The organism is Thermoflavimicrobium dichotomicum (assembly GCF_900114055.1).
Lineage (GTDB): Bacteria > Bacillota > Bacilli > Thermoactinomycetales > Thermoactinomycetaceae > Thermoflavimicrobium > Thermoflavimicrobium dichotomicum.
This window is the reverse complement of sequence record NZ_FORR01000002.1, coordinates 114,513-130,724: the sequence shown is the minus strand read 5'-3', so window position 1 is coordinate 130,724 and position 16,212 is coordinate 114,513. Positions and strand designations below refer to the sequence as shown.

16 protein-coding genes are annotated in these 16,212 nt (G+C 42.0%); 15 read left to right on the top strand and 1 reads right to left on the bottom strand.

Going from position 1 to position 16,212, the window contains the following annotated elements; genetic code table 11:
• Window positions 1-300: 300 nt before the first annotated feature.
• On the top strand, window positions 301-738 hold the full coding sequence (locus BMZ78_RS03070) for an acyl-CoA thioesterase (RefSeq protein WP_245739731.1): 438 nt from the start codon (window positions 301-303) through the stop codon (window positions 736-738).
• Between the two features lie 5 nt (window positions 739-743).
• Complete coding sequence (locus BMZ78_RS03065) at window positions 744-1,127, top strand: FxsA family protein (protein WP_093227910.1); 384 nt, start codon at window positions 744-746, stop codon at window positions 1,125-1,127.
• Between the two features lie 135 nt (window positions 1,128-1,262).
• Here the strand turns inward: BMZ78_RS03065 and ytvI are convergent, their stop codons facing one another.
• Window positions 1,263-2,390: a sporulation integral membrane protein YtvI gene (ytvI, locus tag BMZ78_RS03060; RefSeq protein WP_175482260.1), complete on the bottom strand. Its 1,128-nt coding sequence runs from the start codon at window positions 2,388-2,390 to the stop codon at window positions 1,263-1,265.
• Window positions 2,391-2,612: 222 nt separating this feature from the next.
• Between ytvI and citZ the strand changes: the two genes are divergently transcribed.
• From citZ to BMZ78_RS02990, 13 genes are all read left to right on the top strand, one after another.
• On the top strand, window positions 2,613-3,725 hold the full coding sequence (citZ, locus tag BMZ78_RS03055) for a citrate synthase (RefSeq protein WP_093227907.1): 1,113 nt from the start codon (window positions 2,613-2,615) through the stop codon (window positions 3,723-3,725).
• Window positions 3,726-3,962: 237 nt separating this feature from the next.
• On the top strand, window positions 3,963-5,258 hold the full coding sequence (gene icd, locus BMZ78_RS03050) for an NADP-dependent isocitrate dehydrogenase (RefSeq protein WP_093227905.1): 1,296 nt from the start codon (window positions 3,963-3,965) through the stop codon (window positions 5,256-5,258).
• A 37-nt stretch (window positions 5,259-5,295) separates the two neighbouring features.
• Window positions 5,296-6,240, top strand: a complete 945-nt coding sequence (mdh, locus tag BMZ78_RS03045; protein ID WP_093227903.1) for a malate dehydrogenase — start codon at window positions 5,296-5,298, stop codon at window positions 6,238-6,240.
• Between the two features lie 197 nt (window positions 6,241-6,437).
• Window positions 6,438-7,151, top strand: a complete 714-nt coding sequence (locus tag BMZ78_RS03040) for a response regulator transcription factor (protein WP_093227901.1) — start codon at window positions 6,438-6,440, stop codon at window positions 7,149-7,151.
• Window positions 7,148-8,923, top strand: coding sequence for a two-component system histidine kinase PnpS (gene pnpS / locus BMZ78_RS03035; RefSeq protein ID WP_093227899.1), 1,776 nt, complete (start codon window positions 7,148-7,150; stop codon window positions 8,921-8,923). The genes BMZ78_RS03040 and pnpS overlap by 4 nt, the downstream gene beginning before the upstream one ends.
• 245 nt (window positions 8,924-9,168) lie before the next feature.
• Window positions 9,169-10,080: a phosphate ABC transporter substrate-binding protein PstS family protein gene (locus tag BMZ78_RS03030; RefSeq protein WP_093227897.1), complete on the top strand. Its 912-nt coding sequence runs from the start codon at window positions 9,169-9,171 to the stop codon at window positions 10,078-10,080.
• Window positions 10,081-10,124: 44 nt separating this feature from the next.
• The gene (pstC, locus tag BMZ78_RS03025) at window positions 10,125-11,066 is read left to right on the top strand and encodes a phosphate ABC transporter permease subunit PstC (protein ID WP_093227896.1); all 942 of its coding nucleotides are present in this window, start codon (window positions 10,125-10,127) and stop codon (window positions 11,064-11,066) included.
• Complete coding sequence (pstA, locus tag BMZ78_RS03020; RefSeq protein WP_093227894.1) at window positions 11,063-11,959, top strand: phosphate ABC transporter permease PstA; 897 nt, start codon at window positions 11,063-11,065, stop codon at window positions 11,957-11,959. Before pstC ends, pstA begins: the two co-directional genes overlap by 4 nt.
• A 17-nt stretch (window positions 11,960-11,976) precedes the next feature.
• Window positions 11,977-12,792: a phosphate ABC transporter ATP-binding protein PstB gene (gene pstB, locus BMZ78_RS03015; RefSeq protein WP_093227892.1), complete on the top strand. Its 816-nt coding sequence runs from the start codon at window positions 11,977-11,979 to the stop codon at window positions 12,790-12,792.
• A 26-nt stretch (window positions 12,793-12,818) separates the two neighbouring features.
• Window positions 12,819-13,574, top strand: coding sequence for a phosphate ABC transporter ATP-binding protein PstB (gene pstB, locus BMZ78_RS03010; protein WP_093227891.1), 756 nt, complete (start codon window positions 12,819-12,821; stop codon window positions 13,572-13,574).
• 15 nt (window positions 13,575-13,589) lie between these two features.
• Window positions 13,590-14,243 carry a phosphate signaling complex protein PhoU gene (gene phoU, locus BMZ78_RS03005; protein WP_093227889.1) on the top strand — a complete coding sequence of 218 codons (654 nt, stop codon included), beginning with the start codon at window positions 13,590-13,592 and terminating at the stop codon, window positions 14,241-14,243.
• A gap of 113 nt (window positions 14,244-14,356) precedes the next feature.
• Window positions 14,357-15,250 (top strand): sulfite exporter TauE/SafE family protein, encoded by an 894-nt coding sequence (locus BMZ78_RS03000; RefSeq protein WP_139203254.1) that lies wholly within the window; start codon window positions 14,357-14,359, stop codon window positions 15,248-15,250.
• A gap of 482 nt (window positions 15,251-15,732) precedes the next feature.
• The gene (locus BMZ78_RS02990) at window positions 15,733-16,185 is read left to right on the top strand and encodes an ArsI/CadI family heavy metal resistance metalloenzyme (RefSeq protein ID WP_093227886.1); all 453 of its coding nucleotides are present in this window, start codon (window positions 15,733-15,735) and stop codon (window positions 16,183-16,185) included.
• Window positions 16,186-16,212 lie beyond the last annotated feature (27 nt).

The window sequence follows — 16,212 nt, the reverse complement described above, 5'->3', positions numbered from 1 at the left end:
TTATATCAACCGTAACCGCGGATAGATCCACCAACGAAGTTTTTTCCTTCTTTGCTTTCTCTTCCGAAGTTTCATAAAAATACCTCCTTCCCTCTGGCTTTTCATATCGAAAGGTTTGTTATTGGCTTTTTGCTTATATTCTAACCGGATAAAGTAAGTTTGGCTATTCTCATTATGTGAGATATATACGTGAAATATGTGTATCCATCTGATCATGTCAATGATGGATTTTTTTTTATTTGCTTTCTTTTGATATAATACCTATTTGAAGGCAAAATAGGGGAGGTACAACTGTTGGGAATGGAAAAGGGAAAAATGATTTCAGAATCAACGATACGTGTTCGTTATCAGGAAACAGATCAGATGGGTGTTGTTTATCATACAAATTATATCGTTTGGTTTGAAGTGGGCAGAACAGATTGGGTTCGTAAACTGGGGATCTCATATAAGGATTTGGAAAAACTGGGATTGCTTCTCCCATTGGTGGAAGTGAATTGTGTATATCGCTCTCCCGCTCGTTATGATGATGAGGTAATTGTACGAACGCAGGTGGAAGAGATGAATGGTTCAAAAATCATTTTCCAGTATGAAATATTGCGGAAAGCAGATCATAAATTATTAGCCACAGGTTCAACCAAGCATTTATGGGTCAATCGGGAAATGAAACGGGTCAGGTTGGATATAGACTTTCCGCATATATATGAACAGTTGACACAAACCTTAGTCGAAAGAAGTTGAGTGGGATGTTTTGGATTGGGGTTTTCATCTTTATTTTAGTGCCAATTATTGAACTGTGGGGTCTCATTTCTGTTGGACAAATGATTGGTACAATCCCTACCATTTTATTAGTGATCCTGACAGGTGTGCTAGGTGTCTATTTGGCCAAGCGTGAAGGCTTTAAAACAATCCGGGCTGCTCGCGAGCAGATCTATCGAGGAGAGCCACCTGGTGAAGCGATTTTGGATGGAGCATGTATATTAGTTGGTGGAGTCATGCTGCTTACTCCCGGTTTTTTAACCGATATTACAGGTTTTCTTTTAGTTTTTCCGTATACGCGAAAGGTGATCAAGCGTTTGGTCGTAAAATGGTTACAGAAAAAAATGGAGTATCGTATATATCGTCCATAATTTGGACTGCGATGTAAAGCTTGCATCTTGACATAGACTTGGCTTGTTTAGAAAGTCTCCTTTTGGATGTCAGGGCTCCTTTTCCTTTGGTGAATGTTGAATGAGAACGAAACGGAAAAGGAGCCCCATTGTTGTTTATGAATGTTTTGTTTTGCCTACAATAAAGGTCCAAATATCTCTAAAAACATTTGCCTGGTTTAAGGTCAATAAAACGACAGTGATTACAGGCCCGATAATAAGCCCCAATACACCAAACAGATTAAGTCCCACAAATAAAGCGATCAAGACGATCAGGGGATCTAGCCCCACATTGTTGGCTACCAGTTTGGGTTCCAAAAATTGACGTACAACAATGATGACCGCATAGATAATTAACAGTCCAAACGCCAGGCTAAACTGATCCGTCAAAAATAGATAAAGACTCCAGGGAACGATGGCAGCACCTACTCCTAAATAAGGGAGCAAGTCGATAATGGCGATAAAAAAGGCAATACTTACCGCATGTTCGATTTGAAGGATGACAAGCCCGACTAACATGATCAAGCCAGTGATGGTGATCAGGACAAGTTGGGCACGAATGAAACCAAACAGCGCTTTTTTCAAGCCATAAAAAACCATGCCACCCGTTTTCTTCAAAGGTTTGGGAGTGATATGATACAACTTTTGTTTGATTCTTGGCCAGTCCAAGCTTATAAAAAAGGTGGCTAAAATGATAAAGATTAGCACGGTGATAAAATAAGGTAAATTGCTTAAGAATGTGCCAATGCCAGCTAAAAGCTCCGTAATGAGCTCACTCACTTTTTTGGCCATGAGCTCGATGTTGTTGGAGATACTATTGACTATATTTTGCTGGTGTTGCGGGTTATGCGTCAAATAGTTTTGTACGGTTTCCACAATTTTTCTGATATTCTGGTTGTCTTGGAAAGTGTCCATGAACAATTGTGTCATCTTTTTGAAAAAGTCAGGTAGTTCATCGGCTAATCGAGCCAAGGCAACAACAAGTTCACTGATCAAGAAAATCAGGAAGATACTGATCAGACTAAGTAAAACCAACAATACCAGGGTGACGGCTAACCAACGGGGAAATCTGGCTTTTTTTTCCAGCCAATTGACCATGGGATCGAGTAACATAGCGATAACCCATGCAATGATAAATGGATAGACAAGAGGCAGAATAAAATACAATGCGAAAAAAATGGCAGTAGCAATCAATAAAACGAGCAAAGTTCTCATGCAAATTTGAAACCAGTATGTTTGGGACATGAACCTACCTCCGATATCAATCAAACCAAACTCTATTATACCATTTTTTTCTTTCTGATAGAACGTTGACCATTTTCTCATAAAACACATAAGATGATAATAAAACTATTTTATGATAAACTAAAAACAACTAGACAAGGGCAGAGACTTTATCATCATTTAGAGTCCGTCTATGGCGCAACTGCCCAATAGAGATCCCACACTTTGTGAAGGAGTGATCGTATGACCGTAGCAAAAGGTTTAGAAGGAGTAGTAGCACTAGAGTCCAAAATCAGTTCCATTGTTGATGGAGTTCTTACTTATCGCGGATTTAATATTGATGATTTGGCAGACCATGCGCAATTTGAAGAAGTTATTTTTTTGCTTTGGAAAGGCCGTCTTCCCAAGCAAGCAGAACTGGATGAGTTAAAACGGACATTGGATGAGCATGCTTCTATACCTGATGTATTATTGGAACAATTGCGACAGTATCCCAAAGATGCGCATCCAATGGCTGTATTGCGTACGACTGTTTCTGCTCTGGCGATGTTTGATCCAGATGCCGATAAAAATGACCCGGAAGTCAACTATTTGAAAGCGGTTAAACTAACAGCTAAAATTCCAACAATTATTACCGCTTTTGATCGTTTGCGTAAAGGATTGGAACCTGTTGCACCAAAAGCAGGTCTAGGCTTTGCAGGAAACTTCCTCTATATGCTTACTGGAAAAGAGCCAACGGAAGTTGCAAAAAGAGCATTTGACAAAGCGTTGACATTACATGCAGATCATGAGTTAAATGCTTCTACGTTCACTGCACGTGTAGCAGCTGGTACTCTTGCTGATATGTATTCGGCTATTACAGCAGCTATAGGCGCATTGAAAGGACCATTACATGGTGGGGCTAACGAAGCGGTAATGAGAATGTTGGAAGAAATTCAAACCCCTGAACGGATCGAATCCTATATTAACGGAAAACTGGAACGCAAAGAAAAAATCATGGGATTTGGTCATCGTGTGTATAAAGATGGTGATCCACGTGCGAAGCACTTGAAAGAGATGTCTCGTCAGCTTGGTGAACAAGTTGGAAATACCAAATGGTTCGAGATGTCCAAACAAATCGAAAGTCTTGTTTATGAGAAAAAAGGCCTGAAACCCAATGTGGATTTCTACTCTGCTTCTGTATACACCTATCTTGGCATTGACAAGGACTTGTTTACCCCTATTTTTGCCATGAGCCGGGTTACGGGTTGGACTGCACATGTGATGGAACAGTATGCAGATAATCGATTGATTCGTCCACGTGCTGAATACACTGGATTGACCAATCAGTCATATGTTCCAATTGATAAGCGCTAAGCGCTGGTTTATAGCCGTCTTGTCTACAAAGATTGCAGTGGCCAAGACGGCTTTGCCATAGCCAATCATAAAAATGGCTGATGTGGGAGATCGATTTAGTCATGGCGGTTGATGGTTAAGTTATGTATAATTATTATCGAGTTCTACATAATTAATTTTTGCCCGCTCACACAAAAATTTTTTAGAGAAAAAACCGCTCACAAGTTCAAACTAGAAACAAAAAGATGGGGTGTGTTTATGTCCAAATTCCAACATTTGCAACCGCCAGCAGATGGTGAAAAAATTACCGTTGAAAACGGAACATTACGTGTACCAGATCGTCCGATTATTCCTTTTATCGAAGGAGATGGAACCGGTCCGGATATTTGGGCAGCTGCCCAACGTGTTTTGGATGCTGCTGTAGAAAAAGCTTATAAAGGTAATAAGAAAATTGTTTGGTTTGAAGTGTATGCTGGAGAAAAAGCCTATAATAAATTGGGCGAATGGTTGCCAGAAGATACACTCGAAGCAGTTCGTGAGTATTTGGTGGCCATCAAAGGACCATTGACCACTCCGGTTGGAGGCGGTATTCGTTCTTTAAATGTTGCCTTGCGTCAAGAATTGGATCTGTATGTATGTTTGCGCCCTGTTCGTTATTTTGAAGGAGTACCAAGCCCTGTGAAACGCCCGCAAGATGTGGATATGGTCATCTTCAGGGAAAACTCTGAAGATATCTATGCAGGGATCGAATGGGAAGCTGGTTCTGAGGAAGTAAAAAAAGTGGTTCGCTTCTTGCAAGAAGAAATGGGTGTCAAGAAGATTCGCTTCCCAGAAACATCCGGTATCGGCATTAAGCCTGTATCCCAGGAAGGTACGGAACGTTTGGTTCGTGCAGCGATTGAGTATGCGCTTCGTCATGGCCGTAAGAGTGTAACCCTGGTGCATAAAGGAAATATCATGAAGTTTACAGAAGGAGCTTTTAAAAACTGGGGTTATGAACTGGCTGAACGTGAGTATGGAGATCGTGTATTTACTTGGGCCCAGTATGATCGAATCAAGGCAGAGCAAGGAACCGAAGCAGCAAACCGTGCACAGGCTGAAGCGGAAGCTGCCGGTAAAGTGATTGTCAAAGATGTCATTGCTGATGCTTTCTTGCAACAAATCCTTACCCGCCCAAGAGAATATGATGTGATTGCAACCATGAACCTCAATGGTGACTATATTTCCGACGCTTTAGCGGCACAAGTGGGTGGAATCGGTATTGCCCCAGGCGCCAATATCAACTATAAGACCGGACATGCCATTTTTGAAGCAACCCATGGAACAGCACCAAAATATGCCGGTTTAGATAAAGTAAACCCTGGATCAGTGATTTTATCCGGTGTCTTGATGCTTGAGCACCTGGGCTGGCAAGAAGCGGCTGATCTGATTTATGAAGCGATGGGCAAAACCATCTCCCAAAAAACAGTAACTTATGACTTCGCACGCCTCATGGAAGGTGCAACAGAAGTGAAATGTTCGGAGTTCGCTGATCATCTCATTAAAAATTTGTGATCGATCAAACAAAGAAATTGGACAGGAGGAAAAGGGAATGACGATTCGCCGTCGTAAAATTTCTGTAATTGGTGCAGGTTTTACGGGTGCAACCACTGCATTGATGTTGGCGCAAAAAGAATTGGGAGATATCGTGTTGGTTGATATCCCACAAGCAGAAAACCCAACAAAAGGTAAAGCTTTAGACATGCTGGAAGCAAGTCCAGTGCAAGGTTTCGATGTGAACATTATTGGAACCAGTAACTATGAAGATACAGCTGATTCTGATCTGGTGATCATTACAGCAGGTATTGCCCGTAAACCAGGTATGAGCCGTGATGACCTGGTATCTACCAATGCCAAAGTCATGCGTGCAGTAACGGAACAAGTGGTGAAATACTCACCAAACAGTATCATTATTGTACTGACCAACCCGGTTGATGCCATGACCTATGAAGTGTTCCGTACTTCTGGTTTCCCAAAAAATCGAGTTATTGGTCAATCCGGTGTACTGGATACCGCCCGTTTCCGTACTTTCGTAGCCCAAGAGCTAAACGTGTCTGTTGAAGATGTAACCGGTTTTGTCTTGGGTGGACATGGAGACGATATGGTTCCGCTAGTACGTTATTCTTATGCAGGTGGAATTCCACTGGAAAAACTGATTCCAAAAGATCGTCTGGATGCGATCGTCGAACGCACCCGCAAAGGTGGCGGTGAGATCGTTAACCTGCTAGGAAATGGAAGTGCTTATTATGCTCCGGCAGCTTCGCTCGTTCAAATGGCTGAAGCGATCTTAAAAGACAAAAAACGTATCCTCCCAGCGATTGCTTATCTTGAAGGGGAATACGGATATCATGATATGTATTTAGGCGTTCCAACCATTTTAGGTGGTAACGGTTTGGAAAAAGTCATCGAACTCGAGTTAACAGAAGAAGAAAAAGCGGCACTGGATCGTTCGGCTGAGTCGGTTCGCAAAGTCATGAAAGTATTGGATAAACAATAATGAAATGGATCCCAGCAATCAAATGGTTGCTGGGTTTTTTTTTATGATCAGGATGGGGATGAATCAGCACAGGATCGATAGACGGGAACGGGTTTTGAAATGGCTGTGATATGTTATGATGAAAGTATAAAAATGAACCCCCTGGGAAAACCATTCCCTCAACATAGATTGAATAATGAAAAGTGAGGTTACCTTGCATGGCAAAAAAAGTGTTGGTTGTAGATGATGAACTTACGATTGTGAAATTAGTACAATTTAACTTGGAAAAAGAGGGTTTTTCGGTAGAAAGTGCTTTTGATGGAGAAATGGCTTTAAACATGATCGAAAATCAAGTGCCTGACTTGATCATTTTGGATCTGATGCTTCCGAAAGTGGATGGATTGGAAGTATGTCGACGAGTCCGGAATAAACAGAAACATATCCCGATTTTAATGTTAACAGCTAAATCTGATGAATTTGATAAAGTGCTTGGCCTGGAGTTAGGTGCAGATGATTATTTGACAAAACCATTTAGTCCGCGTGAATTGACTGCCAGAGTGAAAGCAATATTGCGGAGAATGGAAGCCCTTAAAGAAAGAGAAGAATCGGAGGAGACAAAAACAGAGTTACGTGTGGGAGATTTGATCATTGATCCAGAAGGATATGAAGTGATGAAACATGGAAAAGTGATTGATTTGACCCCGAAAGAATTTGAGCTTTTGCTTTATATGGTCAATCATCGAGGAAAAGTGTTATCTCGGGATCAGTTATTAAATGCTGTGTGGAATTATGATTATATTGGTGATTCCAGGATTGTCGATGTTCATGTTAGCCACCTTCGGGATAAAATCGAAGAAGATTCCCGAAACCCAGCATATATTAAAACAGTAAGAGGGATCGGGTATAAATTTGAAGGTCGGAAGGATAAATGAGGTCGTTACGTTCGAAAATTATTTCCATGTGCTGGCTACTCATTGGGTGTTCAGTAGTTGGAACGGGAATCTATGTGGCGATTTTACTCAAGTCCTCATATATCGATTCATTAACCAATCGTTTGGTAAAAGAAGCACAATTAATAGCCAAACTGATCCCGTGGGAAGAGTATGAAAAAAATCTGAACCAGTTTCAGGTACAGTCCGAGCTTTATAAAAAGTCGTTAGATGCGCGGGTAACCTTGATCGATGCGCAGGGGCGAGTGGTTGGGGAATCAGGAGATGATGAGGTACCGAAAGGGAAAAAAGGAAACCTGCAAAAAGTATCGGAAGTAAGTGACGCATTGAAAAAAAAGGGGAAAACATTGGTTGAACGAAGAGATGATGATATATATGTAGCTCAACCCATCATACGGGACGGACAGGTGCTGGGAGTTGTTCGTTTGGCGATCGATTTGGATGATGTGAATCAATCGATGAAAGAAGTGTGGATTTCGTTAATTGGTGGGCTGGCCATATCCCTTGTTTTAGCGGGATTCGCCAGCTCCCGGATCGCCAAAAGCGTTTCACGCCCGTTGGAAGAAATGACCCAGGTAGCCGTAGATATTGCTAAAAAAGGTTGGCATCATCGTGTACGACCAGAAGGAAGCGCGGAGGTTGTTCGCCTGGGTCAAGCGATCAATCGGATGGCATACAGTTTACAGCGGCAAATGGAAAAAGTGCGGAAAAATAAAAGACGTCTCTTAAGTGTCATCGAGTCGATGGAGAGCGGCTTGCTGATGATTGATGCAGAGGGAAAAATTAATTTGGCCAACCGGGCATTTGAAATCATGTTTGGCCTTCCAGCAGCGGATCTGATTGGATCTTCCTATAAAGACCTGTCGTCCACTTATGATCTTTCTTCATTCATTTCGGAAGTAGCTGAAAAAGGAATCAAACTGCGCCGTCAATTGCATCTGTATTATCCGGAAGAACGGATTCTGGAAGCGAGTTTTACACCGATGTGGATGGAAACGAGCGGCTGTGGTGTTGTTGCTGTTTTCCATGATCTGACGGCGATTCGCCGTTTGGAGCAGTTACGAAAAGATTTTGTAGCCAATGTTTCCCATGAGCTAAAAACACCGATTACATCAATTCGTGGATTTGCTGAAACCTTATTGGATGGAGCCCATCAGGATCCAGCTGTTTGTCGGGAGTTTCTGGAAATTATTTTGGATGAGAGCATTCGCCTACAGCGTTTGATCAGTGATTTGCTTGATCTTTCACGAATTGAGTCGAAGAAACTGCATCTGAATAAAAAATGGGTTTCGGTTCAATCGCTCATTCAATCCGTAATAAAAACGATGGAAGATCAGATCCGGGAAAAGGAAATGACTTTGGATCTCAATATTCCGGAGGATTTCCAGATCGAAGTGGATCCCGACCGTTTCCGCCAGATTTTCATCAATTTACTTTCCAATGCCATTACGTATACTTCGCCTGGTGGCAAGGTGATGGTAGCTGCATGGAATAAACAGGATCATTGGGTTTTAAAAGTAGCAGATACAGGAATCGGGATTCCACCTGAGGATTTGCCGCGGATCTTTGAACGCTTCTATCGGGTGGATAAAGCCAGAGCACGGGCATCAGGCGGCACGGGATTGGGACTGGCCATTGTCAAACATTTGGTTGAAGTTCACGATGGAAAAATTCATGTGGAGAGTGAAGTGGGCAAAGGAACGACATTTACCCTTACATTTGAGAGAAAACAGCCAGAAACGGAAGAAAAATGAGGGCTAAACGGAAAAGGAAAATCGGCATATAACGAAAACTTCGCCAACAAGCTGGGCTTGGTGTTTGAAACCAAGCTCTTTTTTTATTTCATTAACGAAGATGAATAATATATTTTGGTTTGTTTTTCTGTAATCATTTAAGCTTAACGTAATCTTTACAATAGATTCATTAAGATACAAAAAAAAGAGTTTATAGTACTAAGTGTTGAGGGATTCATTGATTTTTATAAACTAGGGGGTTCATTATGTTTAAAAAGGGAATGCTGCTCAGTGGGGTAGTAGCTCTAGTATTCACCGCATTGACAGGATGCGGTTCAGCAACCAAACAAAGCAATGGCAGCGGAAGTGAACAGAAAAAACTTTCCGGGACTCTAACCGCTGTAGGTTCAAGTGCAATGCAGCCTGTGATCGAAGAGGCAGCGAAAGAATTTATGGCTAAAAACCCTGGTGTTCAAGTAACCGTTCAAGGTGGCGGTAGCGGGCAAGGTTTGACCGCTGCGATGAATGACACAGCTGATATCGGTAACTCTGACGTATTTGCGGAAGAGAAAGATAAAATTGATCCACAAAAAGTGGTTGATCATAAAGTATTCGTTGTGGGAATGGCTCCAGTAGCTCATCCAGAAGTAGGAGTCGATAACCTAACCCAACAACAATTGATCGATATTTTCACAGGAAAAATTAAAAACTGGAAAGAAGTCGGCGGTAAAGATCAAAAAATCGTACTTGTAAACCGTCCTGAAAGCTCCGGAACCCGTGCAACATTTGCTAAATGGGCTTTAAAAGGAAATAAGGAATTCCGTGGTCAAGGCGGTTTGGAAGAAGAATCATCGGGTACAGTTCGCAAGATTGTAGCAGAAACACCAGGAGCAATTGGTTATCTTGCTTTCTCTTACTTCGATAAATCCATTAAACCACTCAAATTGGATGGTGTCGAACCAACGAACCAGAATGTTTATACGAATAAATGGAAAGTTTGGGCTTATCAACATATGTATACCAACAAAAATGGTAAAAACAAAGAATTGGAAGATGCTTTCATTAACTTTATCATGTCACCTGATGTTCAAAAAGGATTGGTTACCAAATTGGGTTATATCCCAGTAACGGATATGAAAGTAGAACGTGATGCAAAAGGAAATATCACTCAAAAATAAGGGATGGGGACGCTAAGTCCCCTTCTTAATTGAGGGGTGAAAAAATGGCACAGCCATTATCCAATGAAACGGTGGAATCAAAACCATCTCTATCAGAGGAACTTCGAAAACCATTGCCCAAGATATTGCAAACCGAAAGAAGAGGAAGGATTCTCACATTTGTTAGCAGTTGGGTATTGATTGTGATTCTCTTTTCTCTGCTTATTTTTATCACTTCCAAGGGAATTGCCCCATTTATCAAAGGAGAAGTCAGTTTTTCCAACTTTTTCTCAACGACTTGGAATCCAAGCGCAAATGCTTATGGATCTTTATCTTTTATTTTAGGTTCTCTGATCGTCAGTGTTTGTGCAGCGCTTGTCAGTGCACCACTTGGTATTGGAGCGGCCATCTTTATGACCGAAATTGCTCCGAACTGGGGACGAAAAATTCTCCAGCCAACCACAGAAATTCTAGTTGGAATTCCGTCCGTTGTTTATGGATTTGTGGGATTAACCGTTATTGTTCCTTTTATTCGTGAACAATTTGGCGGTTTGGGATTTGGACTGCTTGCTGGCGTGATTGTTCTTTCAATTATGATTTTACCTACCATTGTCAGTATTAGTGTCGATACCTTTCAATCCATTCCCCGTCATATTCGAGAGGGTTCTTATGCTTTGGGTGCAACCCGATGGCAGACCATTTCCCGTTTGTTAATTCGCACTTCGCTACCTGGCTTGATGACAGGCGTCGTTTTGGGAATGGCCAGAGCTTTTGGAGAAGCATTGGCTGTCCAAATGGTGATTGGAAACTCGACAAATTTACCTTTTGATCTGTTCACACCAATCAGTACATTAACCAGTATCATTACCCTCAATATGGGAAATACCGTACAGGGTTCTACTTATAATAGCGTCCTCTGGTCAATGGCTCTTATCCTATTGATCATGACCTTGCTCTTTATCGTACTGATTCGTTGGATGACGAAAAGGAGAGACCAACTGCAATGAATGCGAAATTAGTAGATCGGATTGCGACGGTTGTTTTTTACCTGATTACCTTTTTGATTGTAGGAATATTAATTGGCCTCATTGGCTTTATTTTATATCGTGGTGTTCAGGTGATCGATTGGGAGTTTATTACGGAGGCACCCGGATCGTTGTTAACCGGTGGCGGTGGCGTCGGTCCGCAGCTGTTTAACTCCTTTTATCTGCTGGTTTTAACGATGCTGATTACCATTCCGCTTGGACTTGGCGGCGGGATCTATATGGCAGAGTATGCAAAGCCAGGACGTATTACACAAATGATCCGGACCAGTATCGAAGTCTTGTCTTCTTTGCCCTCTATTGTTGTGGGTTTGTTTGGTTTATTGGTTTTTGTTCAGTATACCGGATGGGGATTTTCACTCATTGCCGGAGCGTTGGCTTTAACGGTATTTAACTTGCCGCTTATGGTTCGGATTGTAGAACAGGCATTAACCGCAGTGCCACGTGAACAAAAAGAAGCGGCTTTGGCTTTGGGAATTACCCATTGGCAAACGATTTTACGGGTTTTGCTGCCCGCAGCATTACCAGGGATTGTGACAGGTACGATTTTGGCTGCAGGTCGTGTATTTGGAGAAGCGGCGGCATTGATGTTCACAGCAGGGATGACTTCGCCCATGATCGACTTTACGGACTGGAATCCAGCTTCGCCTACATCACCACTCAATCCGTTCCGTCCTGCTTCTACATTGGCTGTTCATATTTGGAAGGTAAATGCAGAAAGCATTGTAGCTGATGCGAAAGAGGTAGCAAGTGGCGCATCTGCTTTACTTGTGATTGCTGTGCTGATCTTTAACCTGTTTGCGCGTTGGTTGGGACGTTTTATTCATGCCCGTTTGACCTCGAGCTCCAAAGCATAAAAAGGGAGAGATTTCTTATGGTTCCAACGAAATTCAAGGTTCAAACGCAAAAGAGCAAAGTACGGATAAACTCTGAGTCTTCTTTCGTTCAATTGGAGACCAAAAAGTTAAATGTTTATTACGGAGATAAACATGCGGTCAAAGATGTGAGTTTACCATTTTATAAAAATACCGTGACCGCATTTATCGGTCCGTCAGGTTGTGGGAAATCAACGGTATTACGTTGTTTCAATCGTATGAATGATACGGTTCCGGGAGCCAGAGTAACCGGTGAGATTTTAATTGAAGACGTCAATATCAATGATCCGGCCATTAATGCAATTAACCTCAGACGCCATGTGGGGATGGTGTTTCAACGTCCCAACCCGTTTGCCAAATCAATTTTTGATAATATCACATTGGCTCCCCGGCTCTATGGTGCATCCAAGCAAGATCAGGAACAGATGGTCGAAGAGAGTTTGAAAAAAGTGGGATTATGGGATGAGGTCAAGGATCGTTTGCATCAGTCGGCATTAGCTCTTTCCGGTGGACAACAGCAACGTCTTTGCATTGCCCGGGCGATTGCAATGAAGCCGAAAATTCTGCTTCTGGACGAACCAACCTCAGCCTTGGATCCCATTTCTACGGCCAAGATTGAGGAGCTGGTTCAGGAGCTAAAAGAGGAGTTTACCATTGTCATCGTTACGCACAATATGCAGCAAGCAGCACGGATTTCAGATTATACCGCCTATTTCTATATGGGTGATCTGATTGAATGGAGCCCGACCGAACAATTATTTACTAGACCAAAACGGAAGGAAACGGAAGATTATTTAACTGGACGATTTGGTTAATTTGACCCGAGAGGAGTTGTTGGTGTGTGGCGGACAAAATCGTGGTTCACGACTTTAACCTGTATTATGGAGAGAATCAGGCACTGAAAGATATTGAACTGAACATAGAAGAAAAAAAAGTGACGGCTTTAATCGGTCCGTCAGGCTGTGGCAAGTCCACCTTTTTACGGAGCATTAATCGCATGAACGACTTGATTCCAGGTGTACGAACAACAGGATCGATCAAAATCGATGGAAAAAATGTATACAGTGAAGAACAGGATTTGGTTTTGCTCCGTAAACATGTAGGAATGGTTTTCCAACAGCCCAACCCGTTCCCTTTGTCCATTTATGACAATATCGCTTACGGTCCACGCATTCATGGAATCAAGGATCGCAAAAAGTTGGATGAAATTGTTGAGCGCACGTTAACACAAGCCAACTTGTGGGATGAAGTGAAGGATCGTCTGCATAGCTCGGCCTTGGGCTTGTCAGGTGGACAACAACAGCGTTTGGTCATTGCCCGTGTATTGGCTGTACAGCCCGATGTGATTTTGATGGATGAACCTGCGTCAGCCCTGGATCCGATTTCAACCGAACGCTTGGAAGAACTTATTATCCAGCTCAAAGAAGAATATACCATTGTGATTGTTACGCACAACATGCAGCAAGCAGCACGTGTATCCGATATGACCGCTTTCTTCCTGAATGGGGAAATTATCGAGTATAGCGAGACGAACAGGCTATTTACGAATCCGAGCGATTCGCGTACAGAAGATTACATTAGCGGACGTTTTGGTTAAAGGGGAGCGACAAAGATGTCTCGTGTTTTTGAGGAATCGTTAGCGAAATTGAAACAGAAACTATTGTTAATGGGAGAAAAAGTAGAGGTAGCGATCAATAAGTCAGTACGATCCTTGATGAATCAAGAAACATTTTTGGCTCAGGAAGTCATCGAAAAAGATACCGAGATCGATCTATTGGAAGAAGAAATCGATGAATACGTAGCCAAGCTGATCGCTACCCAACAGCCTGTGGCGAAAAACATGCGCAAACTGGTAGCCGCTCTGAAAATTGTGAATGATTTGGAACGAATGGGCGATTTGGCAGTGGATATCGCTGAAGTTACGATTCAAATGCGTGAGCAAAAACTGACGATGTTCAAAGAGGCACACGGGATTCCGGAGATGGCGAAAAAAGTGCAAAATATGGTGCATGATGGCATTAACAGTTTCATTACAGGGAATATTCAATTAGCGAAGAAAATAGCGAAGCAAGACGATGAAGTAGACCAAATGAACTATCACATGATCAAGGAAACCACCAAAGCGATTCATAATCAGGAATATCCAGAATCCTATTTTCTTCTCTGTTTTGTTGCCCATTATTTAGAGAGGATTGGTGATCACGTAACCAATATTGCGGAGAGTGTGATCTATATAGAGACAGGTAAATATGTGGATTTGAATTAATGGGAAGCTGTATTGTTCGCTGTACGAAAATCAAGAACAAGTACAGCTTTTTTTATTTTCCGCATACAATGGGATGTCGACAGTCTTTGGCTCATGAGAGGAGAAGTGAAGATGTGCGTAAGCTGATTATTTTATCTTTAATTGGCTTTGTAGCTCAGCTTGTGGATGGTTCACTGGGAATGGGATATGGCGTGACCTCTTCCTCACTTTTGCTCCTGTATGGGATTACCCCAGCGCTTGCCTCTGCTTCGGTTCATTTTGCAGAAGTGGTGACTACAGCGGCCTCCGGGATTTCCCACCTTCGATTTGGCAATGTAGATAAAGAAACAGTTTGGCGATTGATCATCCCTGGCTCGATCGGTGCGTTTATCGGAGCATGTTTTTTAAGCCATTTACCAGGTAACGAAGTAAAACCCTTTGTTTCGATGATTCTCTTTTGCTTAGGCGTTTATGTGTTATGGCGCTTTTTATTTAACAAAAATTATTATAAATCAGATAATACGAAAAAGAAAGGAAGATTTCTCGTCCCGTTAGGTTTGGTAGCCGGTTTTTTGGATGCAACAGGCGGAGGAGGATGGGGGCCAATCAGTACTCCCGTTCTACTTAGCCAAAATCGCTTGGAACCTCGTAAGGTCATTGGCTCAGTTGATACCAGTGAATTTGCCATTTCGCTATCTGCTTCCGTGGGATTTTTTATCTCATTGGATTGGACACAGATCGATTGGCTCTGGGTTTTTACGTTAATGCTGGGGGGACTATTTGCTGCTCCATTGGCTGCATGGATTGTAAAAGTGTTTCCAACGAGTCTTCTTGGCGTAGCTGTAGGTGGAGTCATTTTGTTGACCAATGCCAACGTGTTGCAAAAAACGTGGGGATTAAACATGACAATGTCCACGATCTTTTATGGAGCAATTGTACTCGTATGGACCATCAGTTTTGTCTATGCCTTCTGGAAGATGAAAGGAACGAAGCTAATGAAGAAAGAAAAGCAGTCAGATGGAATATAACAACTCCTAAAGAGTACTGGATCCTTTCGGGAAAAGGGTACGTTCAGGCACCTTTTAGATGAATTGAACCGACTCTCTGTACGTTACGGAGTCGGTTTTATTTTTAGAGCTTCATTTTAGTGAGATTTTTTGTCCGAAGCGGCCGCAGGTTATTGAAATGATTTTTAAATAAATATATCAACTTTTTTTGATTTGTCTATTTACAGATCAAAATATTTTGATGTATAATTATATCAAGAAAAGTTGATATGAGGTGATAGACAATGCAAAGTTGGTATGAAGTAGAGCAACTGGCAAAAATCCGTCAACGAGAAATATGCCTAGAGTTATGTAATAGACCTCAACATTCAAAGAAGAGTATGCTAACTACGTTTATCCAGCAGGTGAAACAGTTACTTCATCAGCGCTATCCTGAATATTTACAAGAGCAATTATGTTGCTCGGACAAAATCTAACCGATCAATAAAAAGGAGAGTGCCAGCATGATTTTAAAACCTCACCTGGCGATTAATGTCAAAAACTTGGAACTATCCATCCAATTCTATACGAATCTTTTTGGAGTTCAGCCTGTCAAAGTGAAACCAGGGTATGCTAAATTTGATTTAGAACAACCAGCACTCAACTTTACTCTCAATGAAGGTGGAGAAGTGAGTGGTGGAATCAACCATCTGGGCATTCAAGTCGCTTCTACTCAGGATGTCCTGCATGTCAGAGAACGACTGCAACAGGCAGGACTCGCTACCTTTGATGAGATGAACACAAATTGCTGCTACGCCAGACAAGATAAAATCTGGGTAACGAGTCCAGATGGACATCGATGGGAAATGTTTACCGTTCTAGAAGATGTGGAACAAAATGATGAGCCTGCTTCCTGTTGCCTTGAAGACCCAAAATCGTCACAAGAAAATGCCTCATCCTGCGGAAGCTCTAAATAACTCATGATGAATGTAAGGAGTTGTAAC